This is a genomic window from Chloroflexota bacterium (genome assembly GCA_016235055.1).
Classification (GTDB): Bacteria; Chloroflexota; Anaerolineae; order JACRMK01; family JACRMK01; genus JACRMK01.
The window spans coordinates 80300-99253 of record JACRMK010000047.1; the positions used below are offsets into that span (position 1 = coordinate 80300).

Sequence of the window (18954 nt, forward strand, 5' to 3'; positions counted from 1 at the left end):
TGACGGTCTATCCGGTCGGGCTACTTGTGGCAGGTGAGGTCCTCGTGCAGGTACTTGACACGCTCGGCGCACGTCAACGCACGCGTGACACGCGCCCGGGCGTACGCGGTCAAATCGTCGAGATTCGCCAGGAAGAAACGCAACGTGCCATCGCTGTTCGCGGTTGCCAGTCGCGCGCCGTCGGGACTATAAGCGATGCCGAGTACGTTGAGCCGGTAGCCGAGTAAATTGCGCTGGGCAGCGCCGGTCGCCGCGTCCCACAGGCGGACCGTGCCGTCGGCGCCGCCGGTCGCAATCTGGCCGCCTTTGGGACTCCAGCCGACGCTGTGCACGTCGTCGTCCATGCGCACTTCATAGCGCACATCACCGGTCGCCACGTCGTACACCCGCGCGGTGCGCCCCTCAGCAGGCACGAGGATCAGACGGCTGTCGGGACTGAAAGCAATCTGGCGCACGTCGGCATTGCCGCCGGCCAATGTGCGCACGAGTTGGCCACTCTGCGCATCCCAGATGCGCACAGTCTTGGACAACATGCCGGCGACGAAACGCCCGTCGCTGCTCCACCCGACAGCCCTAACTGAATCGCCGGCCTTCATGAGCATGAGTTCTTTGCCGGTAGCCGCGTCCAGTATACGCGCGGTTTCGTCGTCGGAGCCGCTGACGATGCGGCGGCCATCCGGACTCCATGCCACCGAATTCACGGGGCGTTCATGCGCCGGACGGGTCCACGTCGTCTGGCGGCTGGCCACGTTCCAGATCGTCACGTCGCCCTGGGTGGTGTCGCCGTAGGTGCCCGAGCCAACCGCCAGCAGTTTTCCATCGGGGCTGAAAGCGGACGCATGCACGGTAGATGCGTGTGACAGTTCGAATTCCGCCACGTTGGTGGCCGCGTTCCAAAACACGACCTTATTGTCGTATGCGACGGCAACGAGGGCGCCATCAGTCCTCCACGATACGGCAGCCGGCGCGCCGTTGAGCGGCACACTGAACCGGGGTGGCCGCTCAACCCGCCAGATGCGCGCGGTCTGATCGGCGCTGCTGGTCAGCAGACTCTGGCCATCGGGACTGAACATGGCGCCGGTGATGGTTGTGGCGTGGCCGGACAAGCCGATGATCTCGCCGCCCGATTCATAATCCCACACGCGCGCTGTCGCGTCGTCTTCAACCGTGGCCAGGCGCGTTCCGTCCGGAGCGAAGGCAATCGCCCTCACCGGGCCCCTGCGCGCGCCGAACTCACGCAGCAGACCGCCTGCCGGCGCGCGCCAGATGCGCACGACGCCCTCCGTGTCGGACGTCGCCAGCACATTGTCCTTGGGATGCCAGGCCAGAGCGCTGATGAATCCGCTTCGGTCTGGTAGGAGGGCGACGGGTGTCTGCGCATCCAGGTTCCAGATGCGGGCCGTGCCGTCATCGCCGCCCGTGGCAATCAAATTGCCGGCAGCATTCCAGGCCACCGTGCGGATAGTATCCGTGTGACCGCTCAAGACACGCACCGAACGACCGCTGGCGGTATCCCAGATATGGAGCAGGCGATCTTCGCCAGCGGTGGCGAGCAGGCGATCGCCCGGACCCCACGCCATGTCCAGCACCGGCGCTTTGTGCGCCAGTTGATAGAGCGCTTCGCCGCCCGTCACGTTCCAGATGCGCACGGCGCCATCGCGGTCGGCGGTGGCGATCCGGCGACCGTCTCGACTCCAGACCACGCGCATGATGTCCACGCGTGACCCGCCGAGCAGGACGAGCGGACGCCCGTTGGCCGCGTCCCAAATGATCGCGGTGTTGTCGGCGCTGGCGGTCGCGATGCGCTCGCCATTTGGCGACCACGCCGCATCCGCGATCTCAAGCTTGTGGCCGGCAAGCTGGAACAGTTCCTTGCCGCTGGCGGCATCCCACACCATCGGGTTCGCCACAACGCCCAGCACGACCACTTGCCGCCCAAACGTCAGGATGCGCTTGCCATCGGGACTGTATAGCGCGCGGTCCACGGGCGCGTCGGGGCGAAGCATCAGCCGCTGGTACGACTGGTTGGCCGCCTGCCATGCGACGCTGTCGGCTTCGGGCGTGTAACTGAGCTTGAGCGACTCCAGCGCCAGCAGGGTGCTCAATTCGGGATCGTTGTCCAGTTGCAGCGACGCGCTGGCCGCCAGTTCGCGCGCGAGCGCCAGGGTGCGCTGGGCCTGCGCTTCGGCGCTGGCTTTCTGTGCGGCATCGCGTTGTGCTTGCGCCTCGGTGTTCGCTTTTTGTGCGGCGTCACGCTGCGTCTGCGCTTCGGCGCTGGCCCGTTGCGCCGCGTCGCGCTGGGCTGCGGCATCGGCCTCCGCCGCCAGCGCGATGTCGCGCTGGCGGCTGGCTTCGGCGCTTTGCTGAAGCGAGTAGCCGAAAGCGGCCAGCGCCAGCAGGGCCAGCACGGCCAGCGCGATGCTCAAGGCGGTTTGCCGCCGGCGGGCGGCGCGCTCGGTTTCGACGATGCGCCGCGTAGTCTCCAGTTCCTGCCGCTCGCGTTCGCGCTGGACATCGGCGGTGCGCGCGTCCTCCGCCTGCCGCGATTCGCGCAGGTACTCGCGATCGAGCGCCGTCAGTTCGCCGGGGTGCGCGGCCGCCCACGACTCGGCGTCGGCCAGGGCCGCGCCCAGCAGCAGCAAGCCGTCGAGGCGCGACTGGCGGTTCCAGACTTCGGCGCCGCGCTGCAGGGGGTGCAGGCGCGTCGCTTTCCACGCACGGTTGTCCTGCCGCACCGGCTCGATTAGCCGGTCGTGCGCCAGCTCGAACCAGGTGACACCGCGCCGCTCCTCGGCGCGTACGAGGTGGGCGTCCACCAGCGCACGGATGACCGCGTTCGGCATGCGCCCGTCCGCCGTGGGCTCATCCGGCTCGAGCAGGACGAGCGCTCGCACGCCCTGCGGGGTGATCAGCCGCTGATCGAACCAGTCGCGGATGGCGCGCTCGCTCGCGCCGAAGCGCGCCACGATCGCCGCCATCTGATCGGCATAGTAACCGGCCAGCGCGGCATCGACTACGCCGTGCCCGGCCGCGGCCGCCGCGACGTCGCCGGGTGAGATGCGGTTCGGGTCGGCGCGCGGCCGTTCCCACAGCCGGTAGCAGACCACCTGCAACTGCGACGGCTCGATGTACGGCCCCGGCCGGGTCGCCACGCTGCCATCCGGTTGCTGCACGCGCACAATGCGCAGGTCTTCGATCAGCGCATCAACCGCGGCGTCCTCGATCACCGTCCCGGCCGGTCGCTGGATCGCCTCACGCGCGGCGGCGACGCCCAGCAGGTCAAGTCGCATCGTCACGGCGAAGCGCGTTGGCACGTAGCGTGCAAACGGCTCGAGCGCGCCGACGAACTCCTCGCGCATGACAAACAACGCCCAGCGGTTCGCGTTCTGCAGGATGGCGCCGATCTGCGCGAAGAACGCCTGCTTCGCATCGAGGTCGGTCGGGTCGGCGGTGAATATCTCCTCGAATTGGTCGAAGATCAGGACGGGGGAGCCGGCCAGCGCACGCTCGCGCGCGGCGAGGCGCGCTTCGAGCGACGGCGCCGCGCCGGAGCCGCCGGTATCCAATGCCGCCATGACGCTGGCGATGTAGCGGTTTGATGCGACGGCCACGTCGGCCGCTTCGGGCGCCAGGTTGACGCGAAGGATGGGCAGATCCGCAAAGCCTTCGGCGCGCAGGCGTGGGATAAGCCCGGCCTGCACCAACGAACTCTTGCCCGCGCCCGACGGCGCGTAGAGCAGGACGATGCGCCGCGCGACCAGCAGATTGAACAGGTCGTCGATCTCCCCGTCGCGTCCGTACAGCGCCTCCCCGGTTTGGAACGCGCGCGGGCCGACGTACGGATTGAGGCGCTCGGGCGCCGAGGTGGGCGGCATGCTCATTGCGGCCCCGGTTCGCGTGGACGTCCTTCTGGCGGCCCGGCCCGTCGCCGGGCGAGCCGCGTGCCGTCAATCGAGACCCACTGGTCGTCCGTCACGATGCGATCGCCCGCCGGCGCCGGCGCCGGCAGTTGCGCGCGCAGCCAGCGGCCGTACAGATCGGCCGTGAAATCCTCGGCGCTGCCCCAGTAGATGGTGATGCTCTCGTGTCCGAAGTACGATTCGAGGTAACGCCGCGCGCGGTCCGGCTCCAGGAGGCGGCTTTCCTCGGGGTCCACCTGCACGGCAACGTGCGGGAAGCGCGCGTGTCGCCCGGCGCCGCCTTCCAGCGCGGCAATGCTGCGGAACAGCACGCGAAAGATCCAGTCGTCGAGCCGGAAGCCGACGAACACGAGGGCCGTGTTGGTCAGCGCGCTCAAGACGCGGTTGGGGATGTCGGCCGCGTGGCGCGTCACGCCAATCAAGTAGTCGAAATAGTCGTCCTCGGTCAGCACCAGCGAGTCGGGCGCCTGCATCTGCCCGAACAGATGATAGACGAGCGGGTGCTCACGGCTCGGCGGGTAGACCAGCGCCTTGGCGAACAGCGGATCCTCGGGGTCGTGCTCGTCGCGCCAGCGGCAACTGCGGACCTGCGGCGCGCGGGCCGGATCGACCTCGCCAAGCGCATCGGCGAGCATGTGGTCGGGGTTGGTCGTCAGGTACACGGGGAATGGCAGCGCGGCCAGCAGCCGGTGCGGCTCGGTTTCGATTTCGCGCCGCCGAAGCGCGCCCACCGCCGTGAGCAGTTCGTCGAGCGACGGCATCGTCGGCGTGGCGGGCAGTCGCGCGCCGAAGCGCGACCACAACTCGGCGCGGATGGTCTCGGATAGCTTGCGCGCCGGAAACTCGGCGTCGCTCTTGCTGGTCGCGAGATACTGCGCGACCTGTGGCAGGTCCTCGCGCGCGTGCGGCTCCAGCGGAAAGTGGTACTGCTCCGCCCAGCGGCGCGCGATGTCGCGCGTCGAGCCGAAGAGCGATTCGTGCAGGCCCGGGCCGAGCAGCGGTGTGCAGCGTCCTTCGCCGATCCGCGCGAGCAGCGCTTCCCAGCGTTCATCCATCGACTGGTTGGCGCCGACGGCCAGACCCGGCACGTACCACAGCCGCCCGCTCTTGAGTCGCATGAACAGCGCGGGCATCCACCAGTCGGCGCGGTCGCGCACGGCGCCGCGCGCGGCGGCCAGCGCGCGGTCAAGCAAGCCGTCGCGCCGCAGTTCGCTGAAAAAGACCGGCATGAACGCGGCCATGCTGTCCATGCTGACATTGCCCTGCATGGCAACCACGGCCGGTACGCCGCTCTCCGCGAGGCGCGGCCCCAGTGCAGCCAGCGCACCCTCGTCGTCGAGCGTCATCTGCGCGCTCTGGCACGACGCCAGCACGACGAGCCGCGGCGGCGTTCCCAGATCCCCGATGCGCCGGACCAGATCGTCGCCCGCGGCAGGCACGGCGTGTCCGCTGGCGTCCGCCAAATAAAGCAGCGATTGCCCGTCCACGAGTGCGCCGTGGCAGACGAGATAGAGGATATCGTAGCCGTTGCGTAGTTCCGCCGTGATCGCGTCGATCGTCGCCGGTCCCGCTAGCGGCGTCACGGCGATCGGATTGGAAGCGGCCGGGCTGTCGGGACCGTCGCCGAGCGCACGCTGCACGCCGGCCAGTTCAGCGGGCGCGTCGATCGCCGGCAAGTCGGCCGGCAAGCCGGCGGGATTGGCGATGACGACCAGGGCGCGCAGATCGGCCAGGGCGCGCGCCTTGACCGGCCGCCAGTCCGCGCTGGCGAGATAGCGCGACAGGAGCGTGCGCTCGCTGGTGGCCAGCGGCGCATCACGGTCGGGGTCGCGCAGGGTCTCCCAGCGGAGGAGGTGCAATTCGGGCGCGCTGGCGTCGACAGCCAGATGTACCCGCAAATCGGCCCCTTGCGCCTCGGCGGCGGCGCGCATCGCCGTGAACGCGCTGTGCACGCGGCCGTCGTCAAACAGCGCTTTGGTCAGCGCGCGTCCATACGCGTCGGGCGCGCGCGCGAGGGCGCGCAAGGCGGGCAGGTCGAACCGCGCCGTGCCGCTGGCCGGGCGGACCTCGGCGTCGCTGTCGGGCAGCGTGAAGCGCAGTTCGACCGTGTGCGCGTCGCCCATGCGGCGCACCGTCAGCTCAAGATCGGCGACCGCTGTGCTCATAGGGGAGATTATAGCATCACGGCGGAAGCGGCTTCAATTCGCAGCACGCATGGGGTGGTTTTCAGATTGGGGGCGAACGGGTATCTATGGCAGAACACGACGTCACTCCCGCGCGTTGCCCGCTGGCTTCGGGCCAGCGGGCGGTAAACGCTCTGCGGCGATGTCCTGTGCAGCGGGCTTCGCCCCGCTCCGCGCCGCAGGCGCGGGCACAGGATGAAGGCCGCAGAGCACCGCGGGAGTCCAGAGGCAGCACCGCTGGATGCCCGCCTTCGCGGGCATGACGAATGGTTGGCCGAATTTCGTACCCAATTCTGCGGCCGGCGACCGGACGTCGTCGCGCCCTGTGTGCTGTTTCGCATCGGCACGCAGCGAATCGAATATTATGTCGCCTGATCCAGAACCTCGCCGAGCACCTGATCGAAACTCTGCCGCTGCGCCCGGGCTTGCGCGGCCTGGATTTGCTGCGGCGTAAACCGCGATGCGAGTCCTGTGCGCAGACGTTCCGCGCGCGATTTGGCTTCGTGCGTGGCAGCCGGATGCAGCAGAACGTAGCTGGCAAGGTTCAGTGCGCCCTCGGCGTTGGCATCTTGCGCCCACAGGACTCCAAGTCCCGCAAGTGCATCCAGCGCAAACGGCGCGTAGCCGCCTTCACGCGCCAGGCGCAAGACGCCAATGAACGCGTCTTGTGCGTCCGCGCTATCGCCCAGCGCAAGCGAGTTGTAGCCCTGGTGACTGAGAACGCGCGATACGTTTCGGAGATCGCCATTCGCTCTGAACACGTCACAACTCGACGCGAACAAGGAGCGTGCTTCAGGCGGATCGGTCAGTTGAGCCAGCAGACCTAATCGATCGAGCGCGTTTCCTATCCCCGAACGATACCCGATCCCCTGCGCAATAACCAGACTCTCGCGCAACAGCTTTTCAGCTTCGGCTGTCTCGCCCAATGCGAGGGTTGTTTGACTCAGATAGCCGAGCACGTGAGAAACCACCATCGGATCGCCTATTGCCCGCGCGCCGGCCAGTGCCTCCGCAAGATGGCGACGCGCCAGATCGTACTCGCCCTGATCGTGCGCCACAATGCCGATGTACTCGACCACCATCGTCTCGTACCATCGCTCGCCGCACGCCCTGGCCATGGCCAGGCTCGCCCGCAAGCTCTCATTGGCCTCTGCAAAGCGGCCCAGTTCCCAGCACACGATACCGAAATACCACAGCGCGTATGTCCCCGCGACCGGATCGGCGCTCGTTCGCAGGTGCGCGGCGCACGGCCGCAGTGCGGCATGCGCGGCGGCGCTCTTGCCCAGGCGAAAGGCGAAGTACGCTGAATGGGCGCGCATCGCATTAACCGCATCGAGCGCATCCGCGCTGCTGTTGGTCTCCGCGCCGTGCGATTGAATGGCTTCCGCGGCGTTGTGGAAAAGCAACTCGCCTTCTGCAAACCAGGTTCGCAATTCGAACAAATAGAGGAGCGCGGGCGATACCTGGTACGCGCGCGCGCTGTCGCCATGCGCAATCGCCCAGTTCCAGGCTGCGCGAATGTTGTCGATTTCGGCAGCCAATTCCGCCGACGTCGCTTTTTGGTGTCGATCCCTCAGGCGCGGCGCGCACCGCTCAAGCCAGTCGACGTAATACCGGCTGTGCCGCTCCGCCGCGCTCGACGCCGGATCCCCGGCGGCAGGTTTTGCCGCGGCATACTGGCGAACGAGCTCATGCAAATCGTAGTGCCCCGTATCCGTGCGGCGTATCAATGACTTGGCCACCAGCCCCGACAGCGTCGCCAGCGATGCGCCGGCCACCTGCTCCGCCGCGTGGCGTTGAAAGCGACCGTGAAAAGCCGACAGGTCGCGCAGTACGCGCCGCTCCTCCATCGTGAGCATCTCCCAGGAATGATCGAACACCACGCGCATACTGCGATGCCGTTCAGGCAGATCGCGGATCGAGACGCTCAAAAAGTCCAGATCGCGCTCGATTTCCTGGGCGATCTCGGGTACCGCCAGCGTGCGCACCCAGGTCGCCGCGAGTTCGAGGGCGAGCGGCGTCCCGCCAACCAGGCGGCATAACCGCGCCACGGCGGGGTGATCCTCCGGGCGCAGGGCAAAGCCGACCCGCGCGCGTTGCGCGCGCTGCAGAAATAACGCGGCCGCCGCCGATGATTCGATGGCCGCGACGCCGTCGTCCTCGGGAAGTTCCAGACCCGCAATGTCAAACACCCATTCACCTTGCACGCTGAGTGGCTGGCGCGAAGTCAACAGCAACTTGATATGTGTTGCATGCTGCAGCATTTCGACAAACAGCTCGGCCGCGCTGCCTTGTGCGGGCACAGCGGCCAACAACTGTTCGACGTTGTCCAGTACCAACAGCATCTCCCGCTCGCGCAAATAATCCAGCAGTTGGACGCGCGGACTGGTGGGACAGCAAAATGAAAAGCCCAGCGCTTCGGCGATCGCGGGAACAATCGCATCAACTGAATCCGTGTTGACGAGCGGCACAAACGCGACGCCCTGAGCGAATGCGTTGCGATGATGCGCGGCGGCTTGCAACGCGAGGCGCGTCTTGCCCATCCCGCCAGGCCCGGCGAGCGTAATGCAGCGGCAGGCGGGATCGGCGATCAGCCGTCCGAGCTCGGTCAACTCGCGCTGGCGTCCGATGAAGGGGGTCAGCGATACGGGTAACGAGGAGGGACGAGAGATGACGTTCGAGGTCGTGGGTGGAGCATCCGTCACCTTCGCGTCAGCGGCCCTAATCCGTTCGCATAATTCGCGCGTCTCACTCGACGGTTCGACGCCCAATTCCTCCGCCAGCACACGCCGGCACGTTTCGTACTGCGCGATGGCCGCAGCGCGCTGGCCTTCGCGCGCGAGCACACGCATCATCTGGCGGTGGGCTGACTCGCGCCAGGGATCGAGCTCGAGTTGCCGCACTGCAGAGCGGCGCGCCGCACCCCAATCGCCGCGCTGTTCATGATAGTCCGCCAGGCTGCCGAGCGCGTCGAGCGCCTGCTGGCGCAGCGCTTCGCGCCGGGTCAACGCCCACGCTTCAAACTCCGCGCTGTCCGCCAGGAAGAACTCCTGCAAGAATGCGCCGCGATAGAGATCAACCGCCTGCTGCAAGCGCGCCGCGCAGACGGCGCACGTATCCAGGCGCGCATGCGCGTGGCTGGCGCACGCGGCCAGGTGCGCGCTGAACGCCGCCACGTCGAGCCGATGATCGCTTGCGGCATTGAATTGGATCGCATCGCGGCTGATGTGCAGGTAAGGCGGATGCGCGGACGCGTCGCCAATTGTTTGACGGAGACTAAAGAGGGCTTGACGCAAATTGTGGCGTGCGGCCTGCTCCGGTTCATCGGGCCAGAGGATCCCGACAAGCGCATCGCGCCGGTGCGGGCGGTCAGTCTCGACGGCAAGATAGACGAGGAGCGCGCGTGCCTTGTCCGACTCAAACCGGGCAGGCAACCGATCGGCCAACGTGACCTGTAAAGCGCCAAACACGCCCAACGTCAGGTGTGTCATCCGTTCTCCTTGGCGCACATCATAGCATCGTCAGGAAAAACAGGCCAATCCCTGACGATGGATTGATGCCGGGCTGACGACGGCATGGAATAATGGGGTCAAATGCCTAACGCGACAGCCGGTGACTCCGCCGGCATGACCTATCGATCGTACTTGTTGCGCCTGTGGCGCGCAGAAACCCTTGGGCAGGGTTGGCGCGCATCGCTGGAAGACCCGCGCACGGGCGAACGAATCGGGTTTGCGAGTTTGGAGCAGCTATTTGCCTATTTGATGGAATTGGCCGAACGCGACGGGCAAGAATAGGGAGGATAGGTCCGCCGGCATTTTCCGATTATCGAAGGGATCGCAACCGTGCCGGCCATGCAGTCGCTGCGCGTGGCAGGATCGCACAGTTCATCCAGCTTGCCGTCCCCGAGATCTGGTAACGGGCACAGGGTCTGGCTTTCCGCGCGGCGACGCTTCGCCATCCGGGACGAAGAAAGGAAAAACGGCGATGGCATCCATCAAGATGATTCCCGAAGCCGAGGCTACGGGTAACGTCAAAGCGATCTACGATGAAATCAAGTCCAAGCTTGGCATTGATTTTGTCCCCAATCTCTACAAGGTCATGGCCGCAAAACCCGGATACCTGGAAGCCAATTGGAACAAGGTCAAAGCGGTCATGGTTGAGCCGGGCATACTCGACCACCTGACGAAAGAGATAATCGCCGTGGCCGTGTCGGCGGTGATGGGCTGCGAATACTGACTCGGCGTGCATACTTCTGCGGTGCAGAAGCTGGGACTTGATGATGAAGCGGTGCTTGAACTAATGGCCGTGGTGGACCTGTTCAGCGGTTTCAACAAGCTGATGGACGGCTTGCGCGTTGATCCGGACGAAAAGCCCTGGTACGGTTGAGGTTCCGCCATTTGAATGCCGTGCGCATTAGTCGGGTTGCCCCAAGCGAACGTCACGAAGCGACAGGTCGCGGCAGGCGCGCCCTGCCACGAGGCAATACTCATGGTCAAACGGATCATCCCCGGCTACGGTGAAACGCTCTTTCAGCATGAGGGCCTGAAGCCGGAAATCGCCGCATGGGAAGACGGCCTGCGCGCCGATACCGGGCCGGGCAGCTTCGAATGGTGATATTTCGATGCCCACTGAGCTGGACTTTGTCCATTCGCCAGATAGCAGAATTACGAAAAATGGGCCTGGAGCATTTTTCGGAATGGACTGATACGGTACCTATGAGCGTCATTGCGAGAACATCATGGTGGGGCCGCCATGTTGTGGCCCCAAAAACTTGGGCGCGGCTGGCGGCCAAGCCGTCATGCCGGCGAAAGTTGGTGATGCGCCGGGGGCGCACACCCCGCGCATGAGAATAGTCATGCCAATGTAGGGACGGGTCTTTGACCCGTCCAGTCGGCCAGGTCAAAGACCTGGCCCTACCACAGGATGCGCTCCATTTTCATGGGAGCCGGCATCCAGGGGTGTTGACTCTGGGCCCCGGCTTTCGCTGGGGCGACAACCTGGGCTCCTTGCCGTTGGTCGCAGCGAAGTTTCTGAGCAGCCCCCACAGGGGGAAAGCAATCCCGGCTTTCGGCTTGTCGAGATTGCTTCGTCTAAGTCCAGGCGTCGGCAGTTCGCTGCGGGCACGCGGCAAATCACAACACATGGAGATGGAGTGTCCGGCATGGACAGGCATCCGTTAGCCAGTTTCTTTCTCATCACCTTTCTCGCAACCTGGGGGATCGCGGGGCTCTTTTTTCTGTTCCCCGATCAGATTGTCGCGCTGACCAGAAAGCAGGTGGATGCCTATCACCCGTTGTTTAGAATCGCCGCCAGCGCGCCGACATTCTCGGCTTTTCTGGTTATTCTGCGCGTGCGGGGGAAACCGGGCTTGCTTGCCTTTTTGGCAAGCTATTTGGATTTCGCGATCCGGCGTCGCTGGTATGCTTATGTCTTTGGAGGAATGGTTGGGTTCGGATTGGTCCTGCGCTTCGTCGAAACATCATGGGGGCTGGCTGTGCCCATTCTCCCGTTTTCATGGACTTCGTTCATCCCGTTTGCGCTCTACTGGCCGCTTTTCGATCCCGGCCCGCTGGGAGAAGAGGCTGGGTGGCGCGGATTTGCATTACCGCTGCTGCAGCGCCGCTTCCCGCCGTTTTGGGCAAGCGCGGTGCTTGGCACGATTTGGAGCATCTGGCATCTACCGGCGTTCTACGTTTCCACGTTAAACCAGAGTACGCTGTCATTCCTGCTGTTCTTGACGAGCAATATCATGCTGGTCATGTTCATGACATCTGCCTACAATGCCACGCGGGGTAATCTCCCGCTAATGATCGTCATTCACTGGGCATACAACTTGACGGGTGTCTTCGTCTCAATGGATGTATTTTACTTTGCGGCGTATGGGGCGCTGTTTCTGGCGGCGACACTGCTGATGTCGCGGCTGCGCCCGGCAACGCCGATGCGTGAGCCGATTCCAGGATGGTCGCGGAACAATGCCAGTGTGGTTGCCCAGAGTTGAATGGCAACCGTGTGAGAAGAACAGACAAAGGAGATGCAAGATCATGAACGCCAAATCCATTCTGTTAGCGTACGCAACACGCTACGGCTCGACGCAGGAAGTTGCCGAGGCGATCGCCGCCTCGTTGCGCGACGCCGGGCTGAGGGTCGATATTCAGCCCATGCTGGAGGTCCAGCGGCTCGATAGCTATGATGCGGTCGTGCTGGGGGCCGCGATCTACAATGCCCGATGGCACCCCGACGCGCACCAATTCCTGGTTCAACATCAGGGAATTCTCCGGCAACTACCCGTGGCGATTTTCGCGCTCGGTCCGTTGAGTACCAGCAAGGCGGCGATGCAAAACTCGCGCCGCCAACTGGATAGCGAACTGGCGAAACATTCCTGGTTGAAACCGGCGGCGCTGGAAATGTTTGCCGGGAAGTACGACCCATCGAAACCGGGATTGGGCTTTTTCGAAAGATTTGTGCCTGCCAGCGACCATCGAAACTGGGAGGCGATCCGCGCCTGGGCAAACGCATTGCCTGCGCAGTTACAGCCTGATGCGGTGTTGCGTCCAGCCTGATATTGCGCCACCCGCCACACAATTGGCGGTGGACGGCTGACGGGGATTCGCCGCTCGCGTCTCAAACAAGGGGGGTCGATATGAAAAACATGATGAAATGGGCTGCGATTGTGCTCGGCGTACTGTTCGGTTTGGCTTTGCTGGCGGGCCTGGCGTTATATCCGATCGGCATGGAAAAACTCACCCGGCTTTATCCGGACATCCCGGTCGAGGCGGCCAAGATTCCCGGCGACCCCGATGCCGTCGCCCGCGGCAGGCACGTGGCCACGATCTGGGCGTGTACCACGTGCCACGGCGCAAATATGAACGGCATGGTGCTCGTTGACGATCCGATCGAGGGCACGATTGTGGCCTCCAACCTGACTTCCGGCAAAGGGGGTGTTGCCGGGTCATACACCAACACCGACTGGGTGCGCGCCATTCGCCATGGCGTCAAGCCAAACGCCCGGGCCGAAGTCTTGATGTATGACTACTCCACCATGAGCGAACAGGATCTGGGTGACCTGATTGCCTACATGAAACAACTCTCGCCGGTCGATTCGGACCATCCGGCGACGCGTGTTGGACCGATAGCTGCCATCGCGCCGGTGGTTGGACTGTCTACCGTAACGGCAGAAACGATCGATCATCGCGCGCCGCGTCCGGCGGACCCGGCGCCGGGCGCCACGAAAGAATATGGCCGGTATCTCGCCGCAATTTGCGTCGCATGCCATGGCTCGTACGCCGCCCGCAAACTGGACGGTTGGAAACAGGACGATTTCATCCGCGCATTCCGCACCGGCGTTGCACCGAACGGGAAACGACTCGGACCCACGATGTCGTCGAAGACCTTCAGCGAGATGACTGACATGGAGCTGTCCGCGCTCTGGTTGTACTTGCGGGGTGTGCCGCCGTTGACATTGCAGAAATAGCCGGGCCGCCGGTCGAGCGCTCGAACGGCGCCTGAAGGCGTCAAGCCTACCCTGCGCGGCGAGCCCCATCCCTTCGTCGGTCTGGATACGCGCTACGCTATCAATAGCGTAAGCCACTGACAAAACATATCCACGAAATTATGGCAATGGTGGTCAAGGCCGTTCAATCTGCATAATGCGCCGTTGTCCCAAAGGAGCAACCATCATGAACACAACCATGTTGAAGAACCGATCTCTACGGAACTTTATTCTGTTGCTGTTTGCTCTATCCATTCCGCTTTGGATATTCGGTTCGATCTTTGAGGTGCAGATCTTTCCAGGGTTCAATTTGTATCAGCTCCCGCTTGCGATGCCGGCGGTCGCAGCGCTGATTCTCATTTATCGCGAAAACGGGGAAACGGGCGTCATTGCGCTCTTGAAAAGAACGTACGACTTCCGCAACATCAAATCCAAGATCTGGCTTCTCCCCATCCTGCTCACATATCCCAGCATTGGCTTTCTTGATTACGTGATACAGCGAATGTCTGGAATCTCCCTGCCATCGCCACAGTTCTCGTTACTCATATTGCTCGGTTACAGCACCGTATTTCTTCTGACCTTTGGCGAAGAACTGGGCCTGACGGGTTATGCGCTTGACCCGATGCAACAGCGCCATAGTGCGCTTATGTCTGGCCTGCTCCTTGGATTGGTATGGGCAGGCTATCATATTCCAAGTTTCATCATCAGCGGATTTTACTCATTCGAGTGGATGTTCTGGCATGCCGTCTACACCATAGCGGGCCGGGTTTTGTTCGTCTGGGTCTATAACAACGCGGGAAAGAGCTTGTTTTCCATGGCTTTGTTCCATTCGACCTTTGGCCTGTTTTGGGTTCTTTGGCCACAAACAGGCAATTTGCAGAAAGCCACGCCCGTTTATGACCCGCGCATCGCAGCAATCATTGCCATATCCTATGTCGTGATAGTGACGCTGCTGTGGGGCTCGCAGACATTGGCGCAATACCGGTTTGCCCGATCAGGCGGCCGCATGGCAAGCGAAGAGCAACCGCGGGCGACAGGCTGAAGAGCGGCGCCCAGTTATACCGCAAGTCACGTTCTTGATAACGTAGGAGGGACTTATGAACACAACATTCGACCCTCGGACGCTGGCGGCTGACCTGTCCGAAGTGCATCGCATTTACGCCGGCTTTTTCGCCGGCCTGGATGCGACCCGTTGGGACAAACCGGTCAAGGGCAGTGCGACCGAGTGGCCCTTGCACGAAACGATTGCCCACCTGTGCGCTCTGAATGGGGACGGACTTGCGAGTATCAAGCATGCCTTACGCGGAGCCGTTTACAAATTCCCTGGCTTGGACAACCGCTACGAATTCAATACCTTCAACCGCAAGGGAATTGACGACCATCTGGGCATTTCGCTGGAAGCGCTGTGTGCAAGGCTTTTGGACATCCTTGATGAGACCACCAGCATCGCCCGCAATCTGCAACCCGACCAGGCTGAACTGACCGTGCACATGCCAATCTACAACCGCCCGGTCTGGATCGTTGAAGTGCTCGGTATCATCCACATCCATATGGGTTTGTTTCACTCCGCGCAGGTGGCTGAGCCAACGGGCTTGCCGCCACTGTGGATGCAATTCTCACCCGAGCTCCGCCATCGGGTGATCGAGCGGACGATGCGCGCCTTCAGTCTGTTGTACCGCCAAGATATCGGCGGTTCGCTGCGCACAACGCTTGCGTTCCGCGTCGATGGTCCCGGCGGGGGCGAATGGTACGTGGAACTATCGCCGGATGCGCCTACGTCGGGCGAGGGCACCGTCGATCACCCTGGGCTGGTGATCCATCTGCGCGACACGGCCGTTTTCTGCCGGATGCTGACCGCCCGGTTGAATGTGCCGCTCGCCTTGATCAGCGGCGCCATGAAACTGCGCGGCGACTTGCGCCTGTTTCTGCGCATGGACAGCCTGTTCAGCGTGGATGCCCGGCCGCCAATGGCCGCACCGACCAGAACCTCATCCGCGCTCCAACGCTTAACGCGGAGACTATCCAAGTAATTCGCGAAGGGAGTGGCTTATGGCACAATCACAGGATGGACGCCAGGCAAAAACATCAGAGCGTTTTTCGGAATGATCTGATACGGCGCCTATGAGCGTCATTGCGAGTCCCCGCAGGGGGCGAAGCAATCGCAGCGTTCGGCTTGTCGAGATTGCTTCGTCGGCTTCGCCTCCTCGCAATGGCAATTTGCGTATCGGTTGTTTCTGGAAACCGCTCTAGAGAGGAGTTTTCGTGAGCAAGGTTAATACGGTGGCCATCATCGGCGCAGGCGTAGCAGGACTGACGGCAGGCGGCTTGCTCTCTCGCAACGGCTTGAAGGTGAAGCTTTTTGAAGCCAATGGCAAACTGGGCGGGAGCTGTGCCAACACCAACGTCGGCGGGTACACCTTTCATGACGGCGCGATGTATTTGGCATTTTCCGGGGTATTGGATCATGTGTTTGAGCAGCTCGGTCTTGACCGCCCGGCGCTCCTGCCGTTGAGAAAGATAACCGCCAACCAGCAGACGACTTTGCCGGATGGCACCGTGGTGACGATCGGCGACGGACGTGACGTGACGGTCAGTGGAAGGTCCGGAGGAGCGAGGACGGCCCAACTACAAAAAGAGCTTGACTGGATGCTCAAGAAATGGGAGCCGGTGTTCCATCTCTTTGCGGATGATATCATGCTTCACCCGCTCTCATTGTCGCGGCTCATGGCCAGGGGCTGGCGTCAGCTGCCCAAGTTGCGCGGGACCGTTGCGTCGGAGATCAGTCGCCTCTTCAGCGATGAAGCCGTCCGTGCCGCCATGTCCGGTGCATTGCTCTATGCCGGGACGCCGCCACAAAAAGCCCCGGTCCAGGCGATCCTGGGGTTGGTGGCCATGCTCACCGAGGGGTTCTATCTGCCCGAGGGCGGCATGGGTAGAATTCCCGAGGCACTGAGCCATGCGCTAAAGAACAATGGCGGTGAAATATTCCTGAATTCAAAGGTCAGCAATATCCTCGTAAAGAACGGCCGCGTTCATGGGGTGGAAGTTGAGGGACAGGGTTTGGTCGAGGCTGATGCCGTCGTTTCGACCGTCAGCGGTATGCTGACCTTCGGCTCGCTTCTGAATCACGCGGATGTACCGGATCGTATGAGACGCAAGGTACAGACGGCTCCGTTGTCGCACAAGGCGCTGGTCATCCAGTTTGGGCTGGCCAACCCGGTAGACGTGCGCAGCCACTCCAACGCCATACTGCCCATGCTGGATGAACAATACAAAGTGTTCCTGCCAAACGAGATGGATGTGCCATGGCCCATCTACTCGGTGCCCACGGTTACGATGCCAGAGCTGGCGCCGAGCGGCGGGAGCATCATCGAAATGTTTCCTCCCATAAAACAGAACATGCCTGCGGAAGATTGGGATGACCAGCGGAAAGAGCGCGTGGCTGAATTGGCGATGCAGGCGCTTTCTCGCATGCACGATATCAACGTTGTCGTAAGACGCGTGCTTAGCCCAAAGGATTTTCAGGATACGCTGCACCTGTACAAGGGGGCGATCTACGGATTGTCACCGAACGCCGCCCTCAGCGCACAGTTCCCGCACGACTCTTCAATCCGCGGATTGGTTCAGGCCGGGCAGACCACATATCCCGGCTTTGGCGTTAGTTCGGCGGCCATGTCGGGTGTGCTTGCTGCAGAAACACTGATGAGGGCGGCGAGGTTGTAGTTATTGATATATGCCGCCAAACACAGCGTGCAGCGGACGGCTGGGATTTTAGACCGAAATCCGATTCAGTGTATTGCCCCCTCCCAGCAAAGCGGCGTAGACGCGTGCACAGAGGGTGGTCGGGGGATGGGCAATACCGGCCCGCACACGCAAGTAACCGCATGTACACAGGAACGAGCCAAAACAGAATTGCGAATCTGCGCCAGCGCCTCAAGCGGGGTCCGCTGTAAGGAGAACGTCATGCAAAAGTTGCCTGTCACGAAACATGAAGGGGCCGCAAAAGATTATGAGACTATCACTCGTCGATGGTTGTACCGCGGGCAGCGGCCCAACTGGATTGCGAGAGTACTGAATCGGGCGTGGGCGGCCGTCGTCTCGACGGGCGTCGCCGCTGCCAATGATGTGACGCTAGAAGTGATTGGACGGAAGTCGGGCCGGACCGTCTCGTTTCCGTTGGTCATGGCGACCGTCGATGGACAGCGTTACCTGGTGTCGATGCTCGGGGATAATGCCCAGTGGGTCCGTAACCTGCGGTCCTCCGGCGGGAAAGCCGTACTCCGGCACGGCGAACGCGAAGAGGTTCAACTCGCCGAGGTTCCCGTTGAGCAGCGCGCGCCGATCTTGAAAGCCTATCTTCAAGTGGCGCCGGGAGCGCGACCGCACATACCCGTAAACAAGGACGCGCCGCTCGCGGAATTCGAAAAGATCGCACCGGCGTTCCCGGTCTTCCGCCTGGCGTCCAGCCAGACGGCATAGCCGTCGTGTGAATTCAAGCCCGGCCACTGCCGCGCCGCTGGAGGAGAGCAAGCCCACCATGGATACCTATACCGCCATCAAGACGCTGCGTTCGGTTCGCCAGTATCGCGATGCGCCGGTTGACGATGCGGTCATCACCCGCATCATCGACGCCGGGCGCTGGGCGGGCAGCGGGAAAAACACGCAGCCATGGCGCTATATCCTCATCAAGCGCCGCGATACGCTGGCCGAACTCTCCACTTATGGGAGCTACGCGAGTCATCTCCGCGACGCCGTGTTTGCCATCGTCGTGGTGACTCCGCTGGCCGCCCGCGCGGAATTCGATGCGGGCCGCACGATCCAGAACATGCTGCTCGCCGCCTGGGCGGACGGCGTTGGCTCCTGTATTGTATCGCTCACCCAGGAGGCGGCGGTGAAGCGCCGGCTTGGCATCCCAGACCATTACAAAGTCCAGCAGGCGATCGCGTTTGGGTACCCGGCGCATGATGTGGCTCCAACCGTTGAGGGCAAACCCTTGAAAGATGTGCTCGCGTCACTGGGGCGCAAACCGATCAGCGAACTCGTACACGAGGAAACATGGGGCGGGCAACCAGCCAACCACGCCGATCAATAACCTGGCGCAGCGGGTGGCTGCATCGTTGAGCCGTGCGTTGGGCGCGGCGCACGCGATCTCCACCGCACGAAACGACTAAGGCGGCTTGTCAAAATAGGTCGCCAACATCTTGCATCCGTGACTTCAAGTGCAGCAATTCTCATTTTGGAGTCGGCTGCCAATATGCCCCCTCATCCCCTGCCCCTTCTCCCCCGCGCGCGCGGGGGAGAAGGGGAAAAGCTAACGGGGAGGTGCGCGGCGGCGCAGCCGCCGCGCACCTCCCCTAAGAAT

General features: G+C 63.0%; 14 protein-coding genes. 11 read left to right on the top strand and 3 right to left on the bottom strand.

Annotated features, from left to right (window positions below; genetic code table 11):
* Positions 1-20: 20 nt before the first annotated feature.
* The 3 genes from HZB53_11620 to HZB53_11630 all read right to left on the bottom strand — a co-directional run bounded on the left by HZB53_11620 (position 21) and on the right by HZB53_11630 (position 9594).
* The gene (locus HZB53_11620) at positions 21-3881 is read right to left on the bottom strand and encodes a hypothetical protein (protein MBI5878289.1); all 3861 of its coding nucleotides are present in this window, start codon (positions 3879-3881) and stop codon (positions 21-23) included.
* Positions 3878-6085: a CHAT domain-containing protein gene (locus HZB53_11625; protein MBI5878290.1), complete on the bottom strand. Its 2208-nt coding sequence runs from the start codon at positions 6083-6085 to the stop codon at positions 3878-3880. The genes HZB53_11620 and HZB53_11625 overlap by 4 nt, the downstream gene beginning before the upstream one ends.
* 380 nt (positions 6086-6465) lie before the next feature.
* Positions 6466-9594 carry a hypothetical protein gene (locus HZB53_11630; protein ID MBI5878291.1) on the bottom strand — a complete coding sequence of 1043 codons (3129 nt, stop codon included), beginning with the start codon at positions 9592-9594 and terminating at the stop codon, positions 6466-6468.
* A gap of 135 nt (positions 9595-9729) precedes the next feature.
* On the opposite strand from HZB53_11630, the gene HZB53_11635 reads away from it, so the two are divergent.
* The 11 genes from HZB53_11635 (at position 9730) to HZB53_11685 (ending at position 18684) form a co-directional block, all read left to right on the top strand.
* Complete coding sequence (locus HZB53_11635) at positions 9730-9897, top strand: hypothetical protein (protein MBI5878292.1); 168 nt, start codon at positions 9730-9732, stop codon at positions 9895-9897.
* A gap of 190 nt (positions 9898-10087) precedes the next feature.
* Positions 10088-10339, top strand: a complete 252-nt coding sequence (locus tag HZB53_11640) for a carboxymuconolactone decarboxylase family protein (protein MBI5878293.1) — start codon at positions 10088-10090, stop codon at positions 10337-10339.
* Between the two features lie 6 nt (positions 10340-10345).
* Positions 10346-10489 carry a hypothetical protein gene (locus tag HZB53_11645; GenBank protein ID MBI5878294.1) on the top strand — a complete coding sequence of 48 codons (144 nt, stop codon included), beginning with the start codon at positions 10346-10348 and terminating at the stop codon, positions 10487-10489.
* Positions 10490-11264: 775 nt separating this feature from the next.
* The gene (locus tag HZB53_11650) at positions 11265-12101 is read left to right on the top strand and encodes a CPBP family intramembrane metalloprotease (GenBank protein ID MBI5878295.1); all 837 of its coding nucleotides are present in this window, start codon (positions 11265-11267) and stop codon (positions 12099-12101) included.
* A gap of 43 nt (positions 12102-12144) precedes the next feature.
* Positions 12145-12663 carry a flavodoxin domain-containing protein gene (locus tag HZB53_11655; GenBank protein ID MBI5878296.1) on the top strand — a complete coding sequence of 173 codons (519 nt, stop codon included), beginning with the start codon at positions 12145-12147 and terminating at the stop codon, positions 12661-12663.
* A gap of 80 nt (positions 12664-12743) precedes the next feature.
* Positions 12744-13574: a c-type cytochrome gene (locus tag HZB53_11660; GenBank protein MBI5878297.1), complete on the top strand. Its 831-nt coding sequence runs from the start codon at positions 12744-12746 to the stop codon at positions 13572-13574.
* Positions 13575-13779: 205 nt separating this feature from the next.
* Positions 13780-14634, top strand: a complete 855-nt coding sequence (locus tag HZB53_11665) for a CPBP family intramembrane metalloprotease (GenBank protein MBI5878298.1) — start codon at positions 13780-13782, stop codon at positions 14632-14634.
* A 55-nt stretch (positions 14635-14689) separates the two neighbouring features.
* Positions 14690-15622 (top strand): hypothetical protein, encoded by a 933-nt coding sequence (locus HZB53_11670; GenBank protein ID MBI5878299.1) that lies wholly within the window; start codon positions 14690-14692, stop codon positions 15620-15622.
* A gap of 232 nt (positions 15623-15854) precedes the next feature.
* Entirely contained in the window at positions 15855-17315 is a 1461-nt protein-coding gene (locus HZB53_11675; GenBank protein ID MBI5878300.1) for an FAD-dependent oxidoreductase, read from the top strand.
* Between the two features lie 240 nt (positions 17316-17555).
* A complete protein-coding gene (locus HZB53_11680; GenBank protein MBI5878301.1) occupies positions 17556-18071 on the top strand; it encodes a nitroreductase family deazaflavin-dependent oxidoreductase in 516 nt (171 codons plus the stop codon).
* Positions 18072-18129: 58 nt separating this feature from the next.
* A complete protein-coding gene (locus HZB53_11685; GenBank protein MBI5878302.1) occupies positions 18130-18684 on the top strand; it encodes a nitroreductase family protein in 555 nt (184 codons plus the stop codon).
* Positions 18685-18954 lie beyond the last annotated feature (270 nt).